Raw genomic sequence first — 16,803 nt, 5'->3', positions numbered from 1 at the left:
CAAGCCCACACTTCAACCCCGGCAGCCCGCATGCAGCAGACGATTGTCCTTCCCCAAGATGCCTTTGAGTCCAGCGACAAGACCCTTGCGGAAAAGGCCTATCGCCTTTTGCGCGAAGATATCGTGGCGGGGCGGCTTGCACCGGGACTGAAGCTGAAGATCGAAATGCTGCGCGACCGCTATGGCCTGGGCGCGGGCCCGCTGCGCGAGGCATTGGCGCGGCTCTCGGGTGACCATCTCGTCACGCTTCTGGGCCAGCGGGGCTGCATTGTGGCGCCGCTTTCGGCGCAGGACGCGCGCGAAATCGGCGAGCTCCGCAAGCAGCTGGAGGCCGAAGCCATCGCGCAGTCGCTGCCGCGCGGCGACCGCGCCTGGGAAGAGCGTCTGATCTCGGCCTGGTATCGGCTGGAACGGCTGGAACGCAGCGCCGAGCCGCGCGACCTGACCGAGTGGGAGGGGCTGAACACCGAATTCCACGAGGCGCTGGTCGGCGCGGCAAGTTCAGTCTGGCTTCTGCGGATGCGCAGCATGATGTACAAGCATCACGAACGCTATCGCCAGTTGTCACGCAGCCGCCCTGCACTGTCGCGAGACGTGCATGAAGAACACCGCGCCCTGTTCGAAAGCGCGATGGACCGCGACGTGCCCCGCGCGATCGAGGTCACCCTCGCCCACATCCAGCGCACGACCGACCGCGTCGTCGCAGCACTTGAAGCCGGAGGGACGGCGCCCACCACGCCGTAACGGGCGACGGGGTGCTGTCAGAGGAAATGCGCTTGCCGACGTGCTGGACGTCCGCTGACCTCGTCGGAAGTCCAGGCGTTCCCCGTTCCACTGTTTCAAGAAAAGCCCGTCGATCATCCGCCTTGCATTGATGCTCTGCTGGCAGCCTTCCAGCGCAGAAAGCCGCCTGCCCACAACGTATCGCCGGGCTTCAGGGGCAACCCGAACCAGGCAAGCGCACCGGCTTCCGGCACGCGGACCTGCCGTGCCGGGTCCGGGCGAACCTTGGTGAGCTGATCTGGGCGTTGCCAGTGCTGATCCAGAACTGGATCGAAAGGGCAAGCCCGCGCCAGTGAACACAATCCGATGGGGCTCCTACGACGCCCACCACGCCGCGCGGGATCTGCTGCTGGAAGCGGCCAGCGAGATGGGCGAGGCGGGCAGCGCTGCGCGTCAGGGCAACCCCATGCTCGCACGCGCAATCGCCTTCGGGGCGGAAGCTGACCTACTCAAAGCGTAGATCTTGTCAAGGCAATCGGGGCGCTGCAACGGCTTGGGTATCAGACAGAACTCCTGTGGTCGCCCGGAAGGGCCGAGAGTCGGCCCTCGCTGCAGTGTTAGCCAAGGTCAGCTATTCCGGACAAAGCGGACGTTGCGCAGCTATTTGCTCTCCTCTGTTAGCTCAAGCTTTGTCCTCAATTCGTCGCTATCCCTAAACCAGAACGTGGTTCCACAGTTGTAAGATGTTACACGGAACTGTTCCGAGGCTTGAGAAAACTCTGCGCCGCGCGAAGCACTGTCAAGATCAAGGGCGGTGATCGCAACCAAGTAGGGGATCTGATAGCCGTCCTTATCTTGTAGAAAACGCAAGTAACGAAGGTCGATGTGATCCACCCGCACACCTATGCGGTCATCTATAACTGCAACTGACAGAACGGGTTGAACAGCCTCCCCCTTCAGCACCTCATCCACTTGGATGTCAAAACGGGCCAGCCTTCTGGAGACGTCCAGTATTTGATAATCGGAGATTCGACCCACCACGACAAGCTCGACGCCCTCCAAGTCTCTAGGAAGTGGCGGCATGTGAGTTCTGCAAGCCGTGGCCATGCCCTAAGTCGCCGCCATCAAGATACTGGCGAAAAGAACCGAGAGTATGGGCTGTCTCATTCGCGTCTTCCCGAAAGCTGGGTATCACTAATGTTTACCCAAGAGGCTCATGGCCGCAATGGGCTTAGGCTGTGTGGAAACTCTTCGCCGAAGACCAGTTAGCTGCTGCGAGGGCAAGGATAGCGCGCCACGCGACGGATTTCGGCAGAGCATGGTTTTGTGCTCTCTTTCAGCCCTTCACCGCTGTCATTAGCCCTCGGATACCAATCAGCGCCACCATCCGCTTGATGTTGTAGGCGAGGACGTTCAGCGCCATTTCGGTTCTCACATTTCTCAGCCGTCGGGTCAGGAAGCGGGTTGCGCCCATCCAGGCCTTGATGGTGCCGAAGGGATGTTCAACCGTGCCACGGCGGACCGTCATCGGCTCTGTCGGTCCGATCAGTCTGGCCCGCGCCGCTTCGATCAGGTGCTCGCGTGCCCATCGCGTGATCCTGCGTTCCTTGCCAGTCGTGCAGCGCGCTTTAATCGGGCAGCCACCGCATTCGCCGGTCCAGTAGCGGCGCAGTTCCAGCCCGTCTTCCTCAGTGGTGTAGCGGTAGGTCAGCGCTTCGCCGGCAGGGCAGCGGTAAACGTCTGCATCAGCCTCGTAGGCGAAGTCGGCCTTCACATACAGGCCCTTGGCCCGGTTGCCCGACGTCTCGGGGCGCGGAATCGTGGTGGTGATTCCTGCCTCGTAGCAGGTCAGGATCTGCCGCCCGCTGAAGTAGCCCTTGTCAGCCAGCACGTGTATCTCGTCGCGGTGAAGCGCCTCTTTCGCAGCGGCGGCCATCGGCACCAAAAGGTCGCGATCATGGCCTTGGTTGGTGACATCGTGTGCGACGATCAGATGCGTCTCGGCATCGACGGCAGTCTGGACGTTGTAACCGACCATGCCGCTGTTGCGGGCACTGGTCGCCATGGCACGGGTATCGGGATCGGTCAGGGATATCTGTCCGTCCGGCGCATCGGCCAGCGCCCGATCCATCGCTTGCAGATGCTGGATGTGCTGCCGGACCCGCCCGTAACGCTTGGCCAGGTGCGCGACTTTCTCGGCTCGGACCTCGCCTTCTTCTTGTCGATCAACGCGGACCATCTCGGCGATGTAGCGCCCGGCGTCCGCCTCCAGATCGGCGATGCGGTTCGCGATCTTGCCCTTGGTGAAGATTCGGTCACGGGAGTTCACCGCCCGGAACTTGCTACCGTCGATGGCAATGCACGCGCCCTTAAGCACACCGATGCGGCGGCACAGTTCCACAAACTGGGCGCAGGTGCGGCGGATGCCGGGCCCATTGTCGCGGCGGAAGTCGGCGATGGTCTTGTGATCGGGAGCGAGGCGGCCGGTCAGCCACATCAGCTCGACATTCCGCCCCGCCTCCCGTTCCAACCCGCAGCTCGACGGGATGCGGTTCAAATAGCCGTAAATGAACAGCTTGAGCATAACAGCAGGATGGTAGCCGGGGCGGCCCGTGCGTGCCGCTGCCGAGCGCACGAAACCAAGGCCCGCCAGATCAAGCTCATCTACGAAGAAATCAACCACCGGACCAGATGATCCTCATGAATCCAGTCATCGAGCCGATCAGGGAAAAGGACCGTCTGTCCACGCGCAACGCCTTCGATGAAACCCGACATGCCGATCCCCCGCAGCTATGCAGAAGCTTAACACAGGCCGGAGTTCGCACACAGCCTCGGCTCTAAGCTGCCATTCGATGCATCGACCATGAAAATCAACTCTGGGCTGTCTTGGCTGTGTTGCACAAATCGGGTGATGGCCGGGCCTCCCCTTTCCCCGGACAGACCTATCCTGCGACCTCTGTAACGGGTGTGCCGAGTGCGGTGAAGCCGTTCAGGACGGCGACACGGACCTGGAACTCTGCCACCTGACGGTCGAAGTCCCGCGCGGACAGGCGCTGCCCGAGAAGCTTGATGCAGTGCATCTTAGTTTCAGCGCGGCTTCGGCGGTGGTAACCGCTCCATCGACGCCAGGTCGTCCGGCCAACCCGCTTCGATGTCCGCAGGATTTCGTTCCGGGCCATGGCTCCCGCAGTGTCGGGTTTCCAGGGTTTGGCGTTCTCGCGGGGCGGGATGATCGCGGCCGCGCGACGGGTGGCGATGGCGTCGTGGCACTTGCGGGTATCGAAGGCACCATCGGCGCTGACGGAGGCGATCTCTTGCTCCGACGGGATCTGGTCGAGCAGTTCGGGCAGCATGGGCGCATCGCCCACGTCGCTGGTGGTGAACTCCGCAGCCCGGATTTCCAGCGTTTGCTCGTCGATCCCGATGTGGATCTTCCGCCAGACGCATCGCTTGCCACCGCCATGCTTGCGGGCGTTCCACTCCCCTTCACCCTCGACCTTGATGCCGGTGCTGTCGACCAGCAGGTGCAGCGGGCCATTCGAACCAGGATAGGGGATGTTGACCTTCAGCATCTTCTGGCGTCGCGACAGCGTGCCGAAGTCGGGCACCGTCCAGTCCAGGCCGATCAGCCGCAACAGGCACTCGACGAACCCGGTCGTTTGCCTGGGCGCCATGCCAAAGAGGACCTTCATCGTCAGGCAGGTCTGGATCGCGGCATCGCCGCAGTCGCGCTGTCGACCACGCTTGCCGGTCGGCGCCGCTTCCCAAGTCATGGCGGGATCAAACCAGATCGTCAGCGAGCCGCGGCGCTTCAGCGCTTCGTTATAAGCTGGCCAGTTCCTGGTCTTGTAGGTCGGGGGCGTTGGCCTGCTCATGCAGTCCAGCTACCACGCCGGATTCACGAGATGAATCCCTCGCGCGATTTGTCCAACAGAGTCGTTTCCGGTCCAAAAACAGGGGTTTCGGGGGCGAAAGACCGGGTGAAATCCCCGTAAGCCATGAAAAGACGTAACTATGAACCGAGTTGAAAAATCCGCGCACGAGTTCCGTGTTTCGCACTTTCCCCGGATTGGCTGAATCGCCCTGAAACAGCCGCTAAGGCCAATTTTTATTGATGTTTTCGGGCGATTGGCAGCTCGGGTCCGGGCGCCAGCGAGGGGGCGGATCACGCTCTGACCACCTGTTTGGCGCAATATTTTCGTCGCGACCGACATGGACGACCCGAAGCCGCCCAGACACGCCACCAGAACCTATCAACCTCGGCAAGCGCCTTATTTTATTGAGGAAAGACGGATGGCGACGGGTAACGACACCTAGCGACGGATGGCGGCGCCCAGTCCCCCGAAAACACCCTTATTTTTTGTCGGGTTACGGTAAGGCGCTCCACGCGGAGCCACACGCATCCTATACGCCAATGGATCAGAAACCGGCGTTGGCAATTTCGCTTTAGGATGAGATTCCCTTCAGAACGGTTCAGACAACCCAAGTAGCCATCACGCGCGACCAGATGCGTAATGTAGCCCAGCGAACCAACAGCACGAAAATCAACGAGCAATGTCGAAGCTATTTTCTCTTATTTTTAAGGGAGATTTAAGTGGTGCCCAGAGCCGGAATCGAACCAGCGACACGCGGATTTTCAATCCGCTGCTCTACCAACTGAGCTATCTGGGCACTGTCAGCCTGTGGCTGCTTGGTGGGGCGGTATTAAGCGAGGGCGCAGGGGCTGTCCAGAGGGTTTTGCGAAAAAAGTTCAGTGCTTCGGCGGTTCTTCGGATGGGACAGCCTCGTCCTCTTCCTGCGCGGTAGCGGGGATCACATAGCCGCCTTTCAGCCAGCGACCGAGATCGATATCGGCACAGCGCTTGCTGCAGAAGGGGCGGTACTTTTCTTCCGCAGCCTTGCCGCAGATCGGGCAGCTCATGCCCGATCCTCCAGCAGGGTGGCCAGCGGCGCGCGGTCGCGTTTGCGCACCAGTTCGAACAGACCCAGCGTGGTCCATCCGGAGAGACTGGTCTCGGCCGCCTCACCCTTGAATGCCGCGCGCAACACCTGTTCCAGAACGGCACGGTCCTTCTTCGGCATCGGCGCGAAATCGACCACCACCTGCCCGCCAAAGCCGCGCAGACGCAACTGGCGCGGCAAATCACGCGCGGCGGCCACATTGGCCTTCAGCGCAGCTGCGGGCGAGGTATCGGGGCCGGTGTTCACATCCACCGCCACCAGCGCACGGGTCGGCTCGATATACATATGCGCGCCAGCAGGCAGCGCAACGCGGGGGGTCAGCGCGCGGTCCAGCATCTCCGCCACGCCATGCGACCCGAAACTGCCTGCGTTGTCGTCAAAATCATCCGGAACCGGATCGCACCAGTCGCGCCACGCGGTTTCATGCGCGGTCGCGCCCTCGACCAGAAGCTCGGGCTGGCCGTCAACATCAGACAGCACCGCAACGGCAAGCTCGCGCATCGCGAGAATGTCCTCGGCGATCTCGGCCTCGTCAGCGCCTTCGCAGGCGGAGCGCAGGATCAGCCCGAGGTCACGGGGGGCGCCCTCCATCCCCGCCTGCGCCAGCGCGTCGAGGTCGGCACGCAGATCCTCGTCGCGGATGCGACGGCTGATGTTCAGCCCCGGTGCGCCGGGGGTAATGATCGCGTAGCGGCTTTTAAAGAGCAGGCGCGCCGCTACGGGCACCGCCTTGCCCGGCTCCGCCGTGCCCGACACCTGCACCAGCAGCGGCTGGCCAGGCGCGAGACCCGACACCTGCCGCAGGAACCCCGAACGGCCATCCGGCAGGCGCAGGAACACCCCGCCCTGCCCTTTCACCGGCCGGTCGACGATGCCACGATAGATGGCACCGGGCAGCGGTGTATCATCTGCCGGGTCGATAAGGAAATCCTCAAGCTGACCATCGACGATCAGCGCCGCCGCCTCGCGGTCGCCAATCCGGTCCAGCGCGATCGTGCGGCCTTTCATGCCGTCTCTCCATAAAGGGGGTAGCCCGCAGCGGCCAGCAGCGCGGCGGTTTCCGCGACTGGCAGGCCGACCACGCCAGTGAACGAGCCGGAAATCCACGGGATGAAGGCACCGGCGAGGCCCTGAATGGCATACCCCCCCGCCTTGCCCTGCCATTCACCCGAGGCGAGATAGCTGTTCAGTTCGACATCCGAGAGGCGCTTCATCTTCACATCGGTCACGACCTCGCGCGACCAGAGCCGCGCCCCGCGCCGCACCGCGACAGCGGTGATCACCTGATGACGACGCCCGCCCAGAAGGGTCAGGAAAGCCGCCGCCTCACCCGCATCCGCAGGCTTGCCGAGGATACGGCGCCCCAAAGCCACGGTCGTATCAGCGCAAAGCACGATGTCATCGGGGTCTGCCGCCACCGCAGCCGCCTTTTCGCGGGCCAGACGCGCGCAATAGGGGCGCGGTAGTTCGCGGGGTTTCGGGTCTTCGTCGATGTCAGGGGGCAGAATCGCGTCAGGCACGACACCAAGCTGCGCCAGAAGATCTTTCCGGCGCGGGCTGGCAGAACCGAGGATCAGCTTCACTTGAAGCGATAGTTGATGCGGCCCTTCGACAGGTCGTAAGGGGTCATTTCCACCTGCACCTTGTCGCCTGCCAGAACACGGATGCGGTTCTTGCGCATCTTGCCTGCCATCGTCGCGATCAGTTCATGGCCGTTTTCCAGCTCGACCTTGAACGTCGCATTGGGCAGGAGTTCCTTCACGACGCCGGGGAATTCGAGCAGTTCTTCCTTGGCCATGGTCACTCCAAATAGGTATCGCCCGCGATCCATGCGCAGGCATGGGCGCTAGATGCGCCTCTTTCCCCTGATTTTCAAGGGGGAATTGGAGTTGTCCTGAAACTAGGTGCGAATGACGCCCCGTTCAACCCGTGCGCCCTGCTCATGCCAGTGCAGGTTGTTCAGCACGCCGCCATTACGGCGGACATCGGCCACCGCCTCCAGTGAGACATCGGCGAAGGCCCAGCCGGGCTGGTTGAGCGGGGTCTGCGCGAAGATCCCGTCATCGGGAAATCCGATATCCGGCGGGCCATAGATGGCGGCGGCGCCGACGTTCTCATCCACCGCCGGGCAGAAATCACACAGGCCCACGGTGGGGGAATGGACGACAATACACTGGTTCTCCAGCGCCCGCGCCATGGCACCGACCTTGACGCGGGTGAAGCCCCGGAACGTGTCGGTGCAGGAGGGCGCCAGCAGGATTTCGGCCCCTGCCTCAACCAGAGCACGCGACAGCAGGGGAAATTCGCTGTCATAACAGATGACCACACCGATGCGGCCCAGCGGCGTATCAAACAGAGCCAGCCCCTGCCCCGGATCGACGAACCATGTTTCACGCTCGAAGCGCGTCATGATCTGTTTGTCCTGATGGCCGAGGATGCCCGAAGGCCCATAGAAAGTGGCACGGTTCACCGGGCGCGGCCGGCCAGGCAGGAACACCGGGCCGGAAGCGCCGAGGATATGCAGCCTGTGCTGCGCCGCCAGATCGGCGTGCAGCGCATCGACCTGCGGCTTCCAGCGGGCGACCTCGTGCAGGCAGGCCTCCAGATCCGCAGCGACGTCGCGGCCGCCAAGGCTGCCCAGTTCCATCGCCCCATATTCAGGAAAGACCAGAAGCTGCGCTCCTTCAGCGGCGGCCCGCGCCACCCATTCCGTGACCTTGGCGGCATAGGCATCAAAGCTGGCAAAGAAATCCAGCGGATAAGCGGCAGCGGCGATCTTCATGGTCTCTCTTTCCTGTCGGAGGAAGGCGTCAGAGCGCCCGCATCCAGAATTGCAGCGGCTTGCGGCTTTCTTCGGTATCACCGACATCCTTCCACGAAAACGCGGCAAGCGCACCCGGCAACGGCGCATAGCCGCGCTTCGTCCAGAAGGCGTCATTGGTACGGAAGGCAACCGGCCGCATCGGATGGTCGTCCGGCCGCTTTACCGAACAGAAGGCCACATGGCTGCGGCCAAGCTGGCGGGCATGGGCCTCGCGTGCATCGAAGAAAGCATGTCCCAGCCCCTGCCCGCGCCAGGCGGGCAACAGCACCGATTCCGCGCAATAGAAAATCTGCTCCAGCGGCACGCCCGCCCCGGCCAGCGCCGCGCCGAAATCCCCGGCGTGATCCTCCATCGGCGTGCCGGTCGAGGCGCCGACCAGCCGCGCACCATCGAAGGCCCCCACCAGAATGGCACCAGGGCTGTCGCGATAGGTTTGCAGGTAATCGCGCTCATACTCCAGCGAGCCATCATACAGATACGGCCAGTCGCGGAACACGGTGATCCGCAACCGCGCCACATCGTCCAGCGCCGCATCCAGTGCGGCGCCGGTCAGAACGCGAACCTCGGTCATGCCGAAACCTGTGCGATCCAGTCGTTCAGGTTGTAGAAGGTGGTCACCCGCGAAATCTTGCCATCCCGCAGGTCGAAGAAGGCACCTGCGGGCAGGATGTATTTCTGGCCTTTGGCCTCGGGCAGGCCCGGATCGGTTTGCAGATATTCGCCATGCACCGTGAACTCGGCCGCGCCACGGGTGCCTGCCTCGTTCACGAAGATTTCCATGTCCTTCAGCTCTTCCCGGTAGCTGACACCCATATGCGAGCAGAACTCGGCGAATTTTTCCATACCGCGGCGGATACCGCCCTCATTCACGCGGTGTTCGATGTCATCGGTCAGGCAGGCCATCATGCCTTCGGGGTTCGCTGCATTGAAGGCGGCGTAATAGGCTTTGATCGTGGTGCGGCTCATCTTGGCTCTCCGGTTGGTCCTGTGATTTTCGGCGCAGCCTGCACCGAAACTTCGGCCGCGCCAATGCCCAGCCGGACCTCCCACAGCGCTTTTGCGACACCGCGCCAGGCATGTTCACAGCAGCGTGAGATGAAAGTGAACGTTCACTCACGTCGAATAATGAGCGCGAAAAATGTGGCCTAATCGCCGCCGCTCAATCCGCCTATCTCCACTGCATGAGAGGCGACGCCGCTCAGACAAACACTCAACCAACGGAGATCGTTATGAAAACCCTCGCAACTGCCCTGACTGCCGCCCTTGTTCTGGGTGGTGCCGCCTATGCCGCCGACAGCAACGAACGTGGTGCTTCGCTGTCCGTTTCGACCAAGAACGTGACCAAGGTCGAAACCACCGCCGGCGAACTTTACTCGACCCGCGATCTGATCGGCTACCGCGTTTCCGCCGACACTCCGGTCAGCGTGACGCTGATCCCGTCGAGCGGCCAGGTTGATCGCCCCAGCCGGAACGACTGATCCGATGCGGCGGGAAACAGGGCGCCTGTGGTAACACGGGCGCCCTTGCCTATTCCAACAGCCGCCACCGTCAATCTGGCATTTTGTGCATACGCGCACAGAAGCACGCCGCCAGCCGCGTCACATTCCTGTTTCAATTTCCCCGGCCAATCCCCATCTCTCCGTCCATTGAAGGCCGCTGCTGCGGCACACACTGGATCGGACCCCCGATGGATACCGCTGTACTGCAAACTTACCTTCATATCGTGGATGAGGGCAGTTTCGCCGCCGCCGCCCGCCGCATGGGAATATCGAAAAGCCTGTGCAGCAAGTATATTTCCGATCTGGAAGACAGCCTTGGCACACGGTTGCTGACCCGCTCCACCCGGTCGGTGCGACCCACCCCCGTCGGGCGCGAATATTACCAGAAAATCCGCGATGTCATGGGCCAGCTTCAGGCTGCCAATGAAAGCGTCAAACGGCTGTCCGCCCATCCCAGCGGCCCTCTGCGCATCGGATCGCCGGTGTCTTACACACTCAAGGTGCTTGGCCCGCATATCATGCGCTTTATCGAGGCGCATCCCGACATCCAACTGGAGGCGGTGCTGGACGACCGCCACAGCGATGTGATCAGCGAGGGCTTCGATGCCGTCATCCGCATCGGTGAACTGGGCGATTCCAGCCTCTATGCCCGCCGCCTGCATTCGGCGCGCATCCTTGTCGTGGCCTCACCCGACTATCTGACCGAACACGGCACACCCGAACGGCCGGAGGATCTTCTGGCCCATCGCTGCCTGCATTATTCCAACCTGCGCGGCGCCGGAACCTGGCCCTTCCGCGATGGCTCCGAGACACTTTATCAGAAGATCCAGCCCGCCTTTTCCACCAACAGCGCCGAAATGATGCGCGCGGCGGTGCTGGAAGGGCGCGGCGTGGCCCTGCTGCCCGAGTTCATGATCGAGGAGGAACTGCGCAGCGGCACGCTGGTGCCGGTGCTGGCCCGCTTCGCCCTGCCCGACCTGCCGGTCAATCTGGTCTATCCCTCGCGCAAGAACATGACGGCAGCGCTGAAAGCGTTTCTGGATTTCACCGCCGGGCTGAAGCTGGAGGGGTGAAATCCTGCGCGCCCGGCTCGCTTGGCGGACCGAACCGCGCCACCATGCGGTCGCGGATCATGTCACGCGCCTGACGATAGGCGGCCAGCTTTGCCTCGCGTGTATCGCCGATGGCGGTCGGGTCCACGATGGGCCAAAACTCGACATCCAGATGAAAGAACCGCGTCAGCGTCAGCGCCATACGCTGACTGGCCGGGGAAAGTGCGACGATCAGGTCGAACTGCGACAGGTCATCCCCCCATTCCTGCATTTCCTCGAAGGAGCGCGAACGGTGGCGACTGAGTTCAATCCCCATCTCCTTGCAGACCGCAACGGAAAAGCCGTCGATCTCCATATCATTGCGCACCCCGGCGGATTGCACATAGGCGCGCTGCCCATAGAGCTTTTTCATCAGCCCCTCGGCCATGGGCGAGCGCACGGCATTATGATCGCAGCAGAACAGAACCGAAGAGGGAAAGCTGCCGCTCAAGATTACCCCCAGTGCAGGACGCAGATCAGGGTGAACAGGCGGCGGGCCGTCGCGGTATCGACATCGGCCTTGCCTTCCAGGCGTTCCTGCAACACGCGGGCGCCCTCGTTGTGGATGCCGCGGCGCGCCATGTCGATCGCCTCGATCTGGCTCGGCGGCAGGCGCTTCACCGCGTCGAAATAGCTTTCGCAGATCTGGAAGTAATCCTTCACCACCTGCCGGAACGGCCCGAGGCTCAGGTGAAACTCACCGATCTTCGCTTCGTTCTCGGTCGCGATGTCGAACACCAGACGGCCATCGCGGATCGCCAGCGCCAGCCGGTAGGGACCGGGCGGCACATCGCGCCCGTCCCGCACCGGCAAGCCGAAGCTGTTTTCCTCCAGAAGATCGAACACCGCGACACGGCGTTCCTGCTCGATGGCGGGGGTGGCGGCTTTCAGGCCGCTTTCGTCGATCTCGATATGGCAGATGCGGTTCGTCATGGTCGGTCCTGAGAAGGCTTGGACCGTGATGCCCGAGACGGCCCTTCGGTTCAAGGTTGAACTGCCCGGGCCCGGCCCGGTACCGCCCGGATCAGCCGTTCAGCCGGTCCAGACGTGCCCGCACCGACAGGCCATGAGCCTGAAGGCTTTCGGATTGCGCCAGCCGCTCCGCCGCCGGACCGATGGCCGCCAGCGCCTCGGGTGTCATGCGGGCAATGGTCGTGCGTTTGACGAAATCCAGCACTGACAGGCCCGACGAAAACCGCGCCGACCGGGCAGTGGGCAGAACGTGATTCGGGCCTCCGACGTAATCGCCGATGGCCTCGGGCGTCCAGTGGCCAAGAAAGATGGCTCCGGCGTGAGTGATTTTCCGGCTCAGCGCCTCCGCGTCCGCCACGCAAAGCTCAAGATGCTCCGGCGCCACGCGATTGGACAGCGCCGCCGCCTCGTCCAGATCGCGGGTCACGATGACCGCGCCGAAGTCGCGCCAGCTTGCACCCGCGATCTCGCGCCGCTCCAGCACCTGAAGCTGCCGCTCAACCGCTTCGGTCACAGCGCGGGCAAGCCCCGCATCCGGTGTCACCAGAATGGCCTGTGCGGATTGATCATGCTCCGCCTGGCTGAGCAGATCGAGCGCGATCCAGTCGGGATCGCCACCCGCATCCGCAATCACCAGAATCTCGGACGGCCCGGCGATCATGTCGATGCCGACCTTGCCAAAGACCCGGCGCTTTGCAGCGGCCACGAAGGCATTGCCAGGGCCGGTGATCTTGTCGACCGGCTGAATCGTCGCCGTGCCATAGGCCAGCGCGGCAATCGCCTGCGCGCCGCCGATGCGGTAAACCGTATCCACCCCGGCCAGTTGCGCCGCCAGCAGCACCAGCGGATTGACCGCGCCGCCCGGCGTCGGGCAGGCGATGACCAGCCGCTCCACCCCCGCCACCTTGGCCGGGATCGCATTCATCAGAACCGAGGACGGATAGGAGGCAAGCCCGCCCGGCACATAAAGCCCCGCCGCCGAAACCGGCGTCCAGCGCCAGCCCAGCGTGGCGCCGCTGGCATCCTGCCATTCGGCATCCTCGGGCATCTGGCGGCTGTGATAGGCGCGGATGCGTTCGGCCGCCAGTTCCAGCGCCGCGCGATCCTCGGCCGAAACCCTGGCGATCTCGGCGGCCATTTCTTCGGGGGAAAAGACCAGCGTTTCGGGCGTCAGCTCCAGCCGGTCGAATTTCGCGGTGAGGTCGATCACCGCCGCATCGCCCCGCGCCCGCACATCGGCGATGATCCCCGCGACCGTCGCATCGACATCGGGGCTATCCTCGCGCTTCATGCCCAGAAGGGCGGTGAAGGCGGTTTCGAAACCGGCATCGGCGGTATCAAGGAACTGGGGCATGGGGCGGCTCCGCTTGGGATATGAGCAGAGCCTTAGCCTGCGCGGCGCGGCGCCTCAAGCCGGGGGCAGGAAAATGGCGGCTCTGCCCCCGCTGTTGTATTTCCTTACACCTGATACACGGTTTCAAAATATCTGATACCAGGTGAGACCAGCCGAAATTTGCCGGGATCAGGTTTCTTTTGCCGTCGTTAGCTGTCGTCAGGTGTCGCTGTCTGTCGCGGGTTTCTGGTGAAGGTGGCGGTTTTTCTGCCACCAGTCGCTCAGGCTGGACCGGCTGACCCAGAGGTCGGGCGGGAAGTTGAGGGTGATGAGGGCGCTGATTGCGCTGAGCGAATGGCGTTCGATGTGGTCCAGCACAAAGGCGCGCAAGGCTGCATTCCGGTCGATCCTTGAGGCACGCGCGCTCATACGAGTCGCCCCTCCTTGAGCCATTTCCTGACCGACTGGTCGGTAACGCGCAACTGTCGCGCGATATTGGCGGCGGACTGCCCCTTCCAAGACAGATAGGCGGCCAGCCATCGCTTCGCGAGAGGCACACGCCTCTGCGACCGATGGGCATTTGCCCCAAGCATCCGCGCCTTTTCGGGGCCGACCAGCGCTTCAAGCTGGGAGCGGCCCTTGGGATCAACCGAAAGGGCCAGTTTGGCGCCACCGAAAGTCAACAGGAACTCGACGGCGAGGTCTATTCCCAGAATATTGACATAGGGTGCGACCTGCGCGGTGGGGCGCGGCGAAGGGGGACCAAGCGGGTTCATCTGTCACTCTTCCGGTGGGGGATAGCATCCCTCTGGCCGGGATACATTCCGGCCAGAGGAGAGGCCGTGCGGGCCGTCATCCGCACGGCTTCCGATACGGTCCCTGCACGGCCCGTATCGGAATGGCTCAGTCCGCGAGCGATCCGGGCTTGAGGCCGAGTTGCGCGCAGATTGCCGCTTCTTCGCCGATCACGGCGCTGCCCCGCGGCGTGATTTCGATATGCGGGATGGGGCGTGTCAGATGCGCCCAAGGTGCGGGCGATTTGGCAAGGAAGGTGTCGAAGCTCGCCGGGTCTTCCATGCAGAGCGCCGTGGCCCATTCTCGCATGGCCGGGGTGATATAGCCCTCTCTGAAGGCCCACTCCACCTTCCGCGAGGCCTCCTCTTCGCGCATTGTGGCAATCCGGCCATTCCGGTCCGCAAGCAGATCCTGCACCGCCCCGATGGGAACGAAACGGGCGGGGTTCGGGCGGTCGGAATTCAGGCGCTCCGGGGCCTTAACCTTGCCCGAGGTCAGCGCGGCCAAAAGCGTGGTCAGAATCGCCGCCGCATCGCTTTCAGGGGACATCCCCAGTGCCTCGGCCAGCTTGGGCAGAAGTTCTGCAGGCGCTTCCTTTGCGGAGCTCTTCGGCGCTGTGTCATTCTTGTCGGGGGCAGCCATATCGAGTTCCTCACTTGCAAGTGCTGTCAGGTAGAGATTGGGGTTGTGAACAAGGCCAGCCCCCTTGAGTCGAGAAACCTGCCTTGTGAGCCGGTTGAACAGAAAGGACGGGCTGAGATAGCGGTATTCGCGCCGCGCGATCATCTCGCGCGCCGTGGCCGTCCATTCGACACGCCCCCAGAGGCCACTTTCCTCCGCCCGCAACTCCTTGATCCATCCCGCAGCCGGAACAGGGCCATTCGTGACCGGCCGGTCGTTCTGATGTTCGTAGTCGATGGGCAGATCGACGCCCCGCGACTGGAAATCACGCATCAGCGCTTGCGGGTCGGGCAGTTCGAACTGGCGGCCGTCACGGGTCATCTTGCGGCCAGCCGGGAAGAGGTGAACCCATTCCGGCACGGTGCCGTCAGGCGTGAATGCCCGGTCGCAGGTGGCAAGGCACAGGTCCGACATCACATCGCACCGCGTGTCACGGCTTCGTCAAAACGCACCCAGACCGTTCCGTCCGCGATGCTGTCAACGGTGCCCGCAGGCGAGCGGCTGGCGGAGCCATCGGTTTTTGCGACGGTCTGATCGTCCACGATGTAACAAAGCTGGCTGACATCGGCTTGGGTGATGGCATCCCCCGCGCCGGAATTGGCAAAACCGAAGATGCCTGACCGGCACGAAACCACCGCCGCGCCGGCGGCACCGGCGCTGTTGTCTACAGTGGCCTCGGCCCGACCGATGCCCACGCATCCGGGCGCAGTGGCCCCCCTGGTCACGAAGCCTGCGGCATTGCGCATCAGCAGGCCGCCCTTCCAGACCTTAACGGCAGCGGCAAGCAGTTCGACACGCATGTCACCGCGCAGTTGCGTGGTATTGCGCTCGGAAGTCAGGGCAGCCATGGCTCAGCCTTTCACATAGGGGGTGACGATGAGCTGCGCCGTATTGGCCCAGACGTTTGACCCGCCGCTTGCCGTCAGTTGCGCATTGAGGATTTGCAGGGCGGCAGTTTCCAGTTGGGGCGGCACCACCAGAATGGTTGGTTTCACCCCAAGGATGCGCCCGCCATCGGCACGAAAATCCATCATGGCCGCGCGGGCGGCGGCATAGTTCCCGTCATTAAGTTCCGCTTTCGACCCGAAGGCCAGTTGCCACAGGCCAAAGCCCGCATTCACCCGCGCCCGCACACCATAGAGGTATTCGTCGTGCATGAAGACATGCGGGTCGTTGCTGTCGGTGATGGCCTGAAACTCGTAACCCGCCCGCTCCTGCCAGATGATCGGGCGCAGGGCACGCGACGCATCCAGAAGGAACCACGGCGGGTCGGTCCCGTCCTGCATGTTGCTGACCGCGACCTTTTCCTCGCCGATTTCCAGTTCATGGCTTTCGGAAAAGAAGGTCGTGCCGTCGAAACAGGCGGCGTTGAAGCCGTCTTTCAGAAGGCTGAACACCAGTTCTTCGGGGTGACGGCGCGCGAAGGTGCCCATTTCCGCGAACATCGGCTTGAAGAGGCCCAGCCGGTCATCCTCGACATCGACCCGCTTGACAGAAACCGTGCTTTCGAAGGTCCGGTTCTCGATCCTGAAGCCATAGGCGGCGAGGTTCTTCACATGACGCGGCCCGACCCATTCCCGCAACTGAGGAAACTGGCCGATCCAGCCATAGCTTTCCTCGCGCGACGAACTGGGCACGGTCATGGCGATCTTGTCATAGTGGGTTTCCGTCGCGGCAAAGGCATCGCTGTAGACGGTTTTGAAGCCCCGGAACGCGAGGTCCAGCGTGGCGCTGTTGATGATCATGTGTGGCTCTTTACTGACGGCAAATGCTGGGAAAAGGTGCCATCAGCGGAAGGTGCAAACCATCCGCTGCGATACGCGGATGAGTTTGGTGGGCGCGCGTGACAGGGGTCGAACCTGAATCGATCCGCCTTGCGACGAACCCCCCTTACCGGTCGGGCACACCGCGCGCCCAGAAGAA

Annotated in this window: 20 protein-coding genes, 2 tRNA genes and 1 pseudogene; 3 read left to right on the top strand and 20 right to left on the bottom strand. The window is 63.0% G+C overall.

Going from position 1 to position 16,803, the window contains the following annotated elements; genetic code table 11:
• Window positions 1–30 precede the first annotated feature (30 nt).
• Window positions 31–744 carry a GntR family transcriptional regulator gene (locus tag AO684_RS04355; RefSeq protein WP_054301521.1) on the top strand — a complete coding sequence of 238 codons (714 nt, stop codon included), beginning with the start codon at window positions 31–33 and terminating at the stop codon, window positions 742–744.
• A gap of 639 nt (window positions 745–1,383) precedes the next feature.
• On the opposite strand, the gene AO684_RS04350 is transcribed toward AO684_RS04355, so the two are convergent.
• From AO684_RS04350 to AO684_RS04300, 11 genes and pseudogenes are all read right to left on the bottom strand, one after another.
• The gene (locus AO684_RS04350) at window positions 1,384–1,806 is read right to left on the bottom strand and encodes a hypothetical protein (protein ID WP_054301520.1); all 423 of its coding nucleotides are present in this window, start codon (window positions 1,804–1,806) and stop codon (window positions 1,384–1,386) included.
• 253 nt (window positions 1,807–2,059) lie between these two features.
• Window positions 2,060–3,498: pseudogene (locus tag AO684_RS04345) on the bottom strand (IS1182 family transposase).
• A 167-nt stretch (window positions 3,499–3,665) separates the two neighbouring features.
• A complete protein-coding gene (locus AO684_RS04340) occupies window positions 3,666–4,598 on the bottom strand; it encodes an IS5 family transposase (protein WP_054301519.1) in 933 nt (310 codons plus the stop codon).
• 720 nt (window positions 4,599–5,318) lie between these two features.
• Window positions 5,319–5,394, bottom strand: a tRNA-Phe gene (locus tag AO684_RS04335).
• A gap of 79 nt (window positions 5,395–5,473) precedes the next feature.
• Window positions 5,474–5,644, bottom strand: a complete 171-nt coding sequence (gene yacG / locus AO684_RS04330; RefSeq protein WP_054301518.1) for a DNA gyrase inhibitor YacG — start codon at window positions 5,642–5,644, stop codon at window positions 5,474–5,476.
• Window positions 5,641–6,693: a ribonuclease E/G gene (locus tag AO684_RS04325; RefSeq protein ID WP_054301517.1), complete on the bottom strand. Its 1,053-nt coding sequence runs from the start codon at window positions 6,691–6,693 to the stop codon at window positions 5,641–5,643. The genes yacG and AO684_RS04325 overlap by 4 nt, the downstream gene beginning before the upstream one ends.
• Window positions 6,690–7,268, bottom strand: coding sequence for a nucleoside triphosphate pyrophosphatase (locus AO684_RS04320; RefSeq protein ID WP_054301516.1), 579 nt, complete (start codon window positions 7,266–7,268; stop codon window positions 6,690–6,692). Before AO684_RS04320 ends, AO684_RS04325 begins: the two co-directional genes overlap by 4 nt.
• The gene (gene infA, locus AO684_RS04315; RefSeq protein ID WP_054301515.1) at window positions 7,265–7,483 is read right to left on the bottom strand and encodes a translation initiation factor IF-1; all 219 of its coding nucleotides are present in this window, start codon (window positions 7,481–7,483) and stop codon (window positions 7,265–7,267) included. Before infA ends, AO684_RS04320 begins: the two co-directional genes overlap by 4 nt.
• Window positions 7,484–7,585: 102 nt before the next feature.
• Entirely contained in the window at window positions 7,586–8,467 is an 882-nt protein-coding gene (locus AO684_RS04310) for a carbon-nitrogen hydrolase family protein (protein ID WP_054301514.1), read from the bottom strand.
• 28 nt (window positions 8,468–8,495) lie between these two features.
• A complete protein-coding gene (locus AO684_RS04305) occupies window positions 8,496–9,080 on the bottom strand; it encodes a GNAT family N-acetyltransferase (RefSeq protein ID WP_054301513.1) in 585 nt (194 codons plus the stop codon).
• Window positions 9,077–9,475, bottom strand: coding sequence for a ketosteroid isomerase-related protein (locus AO684_RS04300; RefSeq protein WP_054301512.1), 399 nt, complete (start codon window positions 9,473–9,475; stop codon window positions 9,077–9,079). Before AO684_RS04300 ends, AO684_RS04305 begins: the two co-directional genes overlap by 4 nt.
• 263 nt (window positions 9,476–9,738) lie before the next feature.
• Here AO684_RS04300 and AO684_RS04295 point away from each other — a divergent pair, with 263 nt between their 5' ends.
• Both AO684_RS04295 and AO684_RS04290 read left to right on the top strand, forming a co-directional pair.
• Window positions 9,739–9,987: a hypothetical protein gene (locus AO684_RS04295; RefSeq protein ID WP_054301511.1), complete on the top strand. Its 249-nt coding sequence runs from the start codon at window positions 9,739–9,741 to the stop codon at window positions 9,985–9,987.
• A 209-nt stretch (window positions 9,988–10,196) separates the two neighbouring features.
• The gene (locus tag AO684_RS04290) at window positions 10,197–11,081 is read left to right on the top strand and encodes a LysR family transcriptional regulator (RefSeq protein ID WP_054301510.1); all 885 of its coding nucleotides are present in this window, start codon (window positions 10,197–10,199) and stop codon (window positions 11,079–11,081) included.
• Here the strand turns inward: AO684_RS04290 and AO684_RS04285 are convergent.
• The 9 genes from AO684_RS04285 to AO684_RS21525 form a co-directional block, all read right to left on the bottom strand.
• Window positions 11,053–11,487, bottom strand: coding sequence for a low molecular weight phosphatase family protein (locus AO684_RS04285; RefSeq protein WP_229825420.1), 435 nt, complete (start codon window positions 11,485–11,487; stop codon window positions 11,053–11,055). The genes AO684_RS04290 and AO684_RS04285 overlap by 29 nt on opposite strands.
• Before the next feature lie 65 nt (window positions 11,488–11,552).
• Window positions 11,553–12,032 (bottom strand): UPF0262 family protein, encoded by a 480-nt coding sequence (locus tag AO684_RS04280; protein WP_054301508.1) that lies wholly within the window; start codon window positions 12,030–12,032, stop codon window positions 11,553–11,555.
• A gap of 91 nt (window positions 12,033–12,123) precedes the next feature.
• On the bottom strand, window positions 12,124–13,425 hold the full coding sequence (hisD, locus tag AO684_RS04275; RefSeq protein WP_054301507.1) for a histidinol dehydrogenase: 1,302 nt from the start codon (window positions 13,423–13,425) through the stop codon (window positions 12,124–12,126).
• 198 nt (window positions 13,426–13,623) lie between these two features.
• A complete protein-coding gene (locus AO684_RS04270; RefSeq protein WP_054301506.1) occupies window positions 13,624–13,833 on the bottom strand; it encodes a hypothetical protein in 210 nt (69 codons plus the stop codon).
• The gene (locus tag AO684_RS04265) at window positions 13,830–14,180 is read right to left on the bottom strand and encodes a helix-turn-helix domain-containing protein (protein WP_054301505.1); all 351 of its coding nucleotides are present in this window, start codon (window positions 14,178–14,180) and stop codon (window positions 13,830–13,832) included. Before AO684_RS04265 ends, AO684_RS04270 begins: the two co-directional genes overlap by 4 nt.
• Window positions 14,181–14,307: 127 nt before the next feature.
• Window positions 14,308–15,294, bottom strand: coding sequence for a phage protease (locus AO684_RS04260; RefSeq protein WP_054301504.1), 987 nt, complete (start codon window positions 15,292–15,294; stop codon window positions 14,308–14,310).
• Window positions 15,294–15,728, bottom strand: coding sequence for a hypothetical protein (locus AO684_RS04255; protein ID WP_054301503.1), 435 nt, complete (start codon window positions 15,726–15,728; stop codon window positions 15,294–15,296). The genes AO684_RS04260 and AO684_RS04255 overlap by 1 nt, the downstream gene beginning before the upstream one ends.
• Before the next feature lie 3 nt (window positions 15,729–15,731).
• Window positions 15,732–16,625 carry a Mu-like prophage major head subunit gpT family protein gene (locus AO684_RS04250; protein ID WP_054301502.1) on the bottom strand — a complete coding sequence of 298 codons (894 nt, stop codon included), beginning with the start codon at window positions 16,623–16,625 and terminating at the stop codon, window positions 15,732–15,734.
• A gap of 89 nt (window positions 16,626–16,714) precedes the next feature.
• Window positions 16,715–16,793, bottom strand: a tRNA-OTHER gene (locus AO684_RS21525).
• Between the last annotated feature and the right edge of the window lie 10 nt (window positions 16,794–16,803).

Source organism: Gemmobacter sp. LW-1 (genome assembly GCF_001303875.1).
GTDB classification, from domain to species: domain Bacteria; phylum Pseudomonadota; class Alphaproteobacteria; order Rhodobacterales; family Rhodobacteraceae; genus Gemmobacter; species Gemmobacter caeni.
Note: the sequence above shows the minus strand (reverse complement) of the source record. Positions and strands in the feature narration are given on the sequence as shown.

Excerpts from the sequence above, each read along its gene's own strand:
- AO684_RS04355 (WP_054301521.1), top strand. The coding sequence starts at position 31 with ATGCAGCAGACGATTGTCCTTCCCCAAGATGCCTTTGAGTCCAGCGAC.
- AO684_RS04350 (WP_054301520.1), bottom strand. The coding sequence starts at position 1,806 with ATGCCGCCACTTCCTAGAGACTTGGAGGGCGTCGAGCTTGTCGTGGTG.
- AO684_RS04340 (WP_054301519.1), bottom strand. The coding sequence starts at position 4,598 with ATGAGCAGGCCAACGCCCCCGACCTACAAGACCAGGAACTGGCCAGCT.
- yacG (WP_054301518.1), bottom strand. The coding sequence starts at position 5,644 with ATGAGCTGCCCGATCTGCGGCAAGGCTGCGGAAGAAAAGTACCGCCCC.
- AO684_RS04325 (WP_054301517.1), bottom strand. The coding sequence starts at position 6,693 with ATGAAAGGCCGCACGATCGCGCTGGACCGGATTGGCGACCGCGAGGCG.
- infA (WP_054301515.1), bottom strand. The coding sequence starts at position 7,483 with ATGGCCAAGGAAGAACTGCTCGAATTCCCCGGCGTCGTGAAGGAACTC.
- AO684_RS04310 (WP_054301514.1), bottom strand. The coding sequence starts at position 8,467 with ATGAAGATCGCCGCTGCCGCTTATCCGCTGGATTTCTTTGCCAGCTTT.
- AO684_RS04305 (WP_054301513.1), bottom strand. The coding sequence starts at position 9,080 with ATGACCGAGGTTCGCGTTCTGACCGGCGCCGCACTGGATGCGGCGCTG.
- AO684_RS04300 (WP_054301512.1), bottom strand. The coding sequence starts at position 9,475 with ATGAGCCGCACCACGATCAAAGCCTATTACGCCGCCTTCAATGCAGCG.
- AO684_RS04295 (WP_054301511.1), top strand. The coding sequence starts at position 9,739 with ATGAAAACCCTCGCAACTGCCCTGACTGCCGCCCTTGTTCTGGGTGGT.
- AO684_RS04290 (WP_054301510.1), top strand. The coding sequence starts at position 10,197 with ATGGATACCGCTGTACTGCAAACTTACCTTCATATCGTGGATGAGGGC.
- AO684_RS04285 (WP_229825420.1), bottom strand. The coding sequence starts at position 11,487 with ATGGCCGAGGGGCTGATGAAAAAGCTCTATGGGCAGCGCGCCTATGTG.
- AO684_RS04280 (WP_054301508.1), bottom strand. The coding sequence starts at position 12,032 with ATGACGAACCGCATCTGCCATATCGAGATCGACGAAAGCGGCCTGAAA.
- hisD (WP_054301507.1), bottom strand. The coding sequence starts at position 13,425 with ATGCCCCAGTTCCTTGATACCGCCGATGCCGGTTTCGAAACCGCCTTC.
- AO684_RS04270 (WP_054301506.1), bottom strand. The coding sequence starts at position 13,833 with ATGAGCGCGCGTGCCTCAAGGATCGACCGGAATGCAGCCTTGCGCGCC.
- AO684_RS04265 (WP_054301505.1), bottom strand. The coding sequence starts at position 14,180 with ATGAACCCGCTTGGTCCCCCTTCGCCGCGCCCCACCGCGCAGGTCGCA.
- AO684_RS04260 (WP_054301504.1), bottom strand. The coding sequence starts at position 15,294 with ATGTCGGACCTGTGCCTTGCCACCTGCGACCGGGCATTCACGCCTGAC.
- AO684_RS04255 (WP_054301503.1), bottom strand. The coding sequence starts at position 15,728 with ATGGCTGCCCTGACTTCCGAGCGCAATACCACGCAACTGCGCGGTGAC.
- AO684_RS04250 (WP_054301502.1), bottom strand. The coding sequence starts at position 16,625 with ATGATCATCAACAGCGCCACGCTGGACCTCGCGTTCCGGGGCTTCAAA.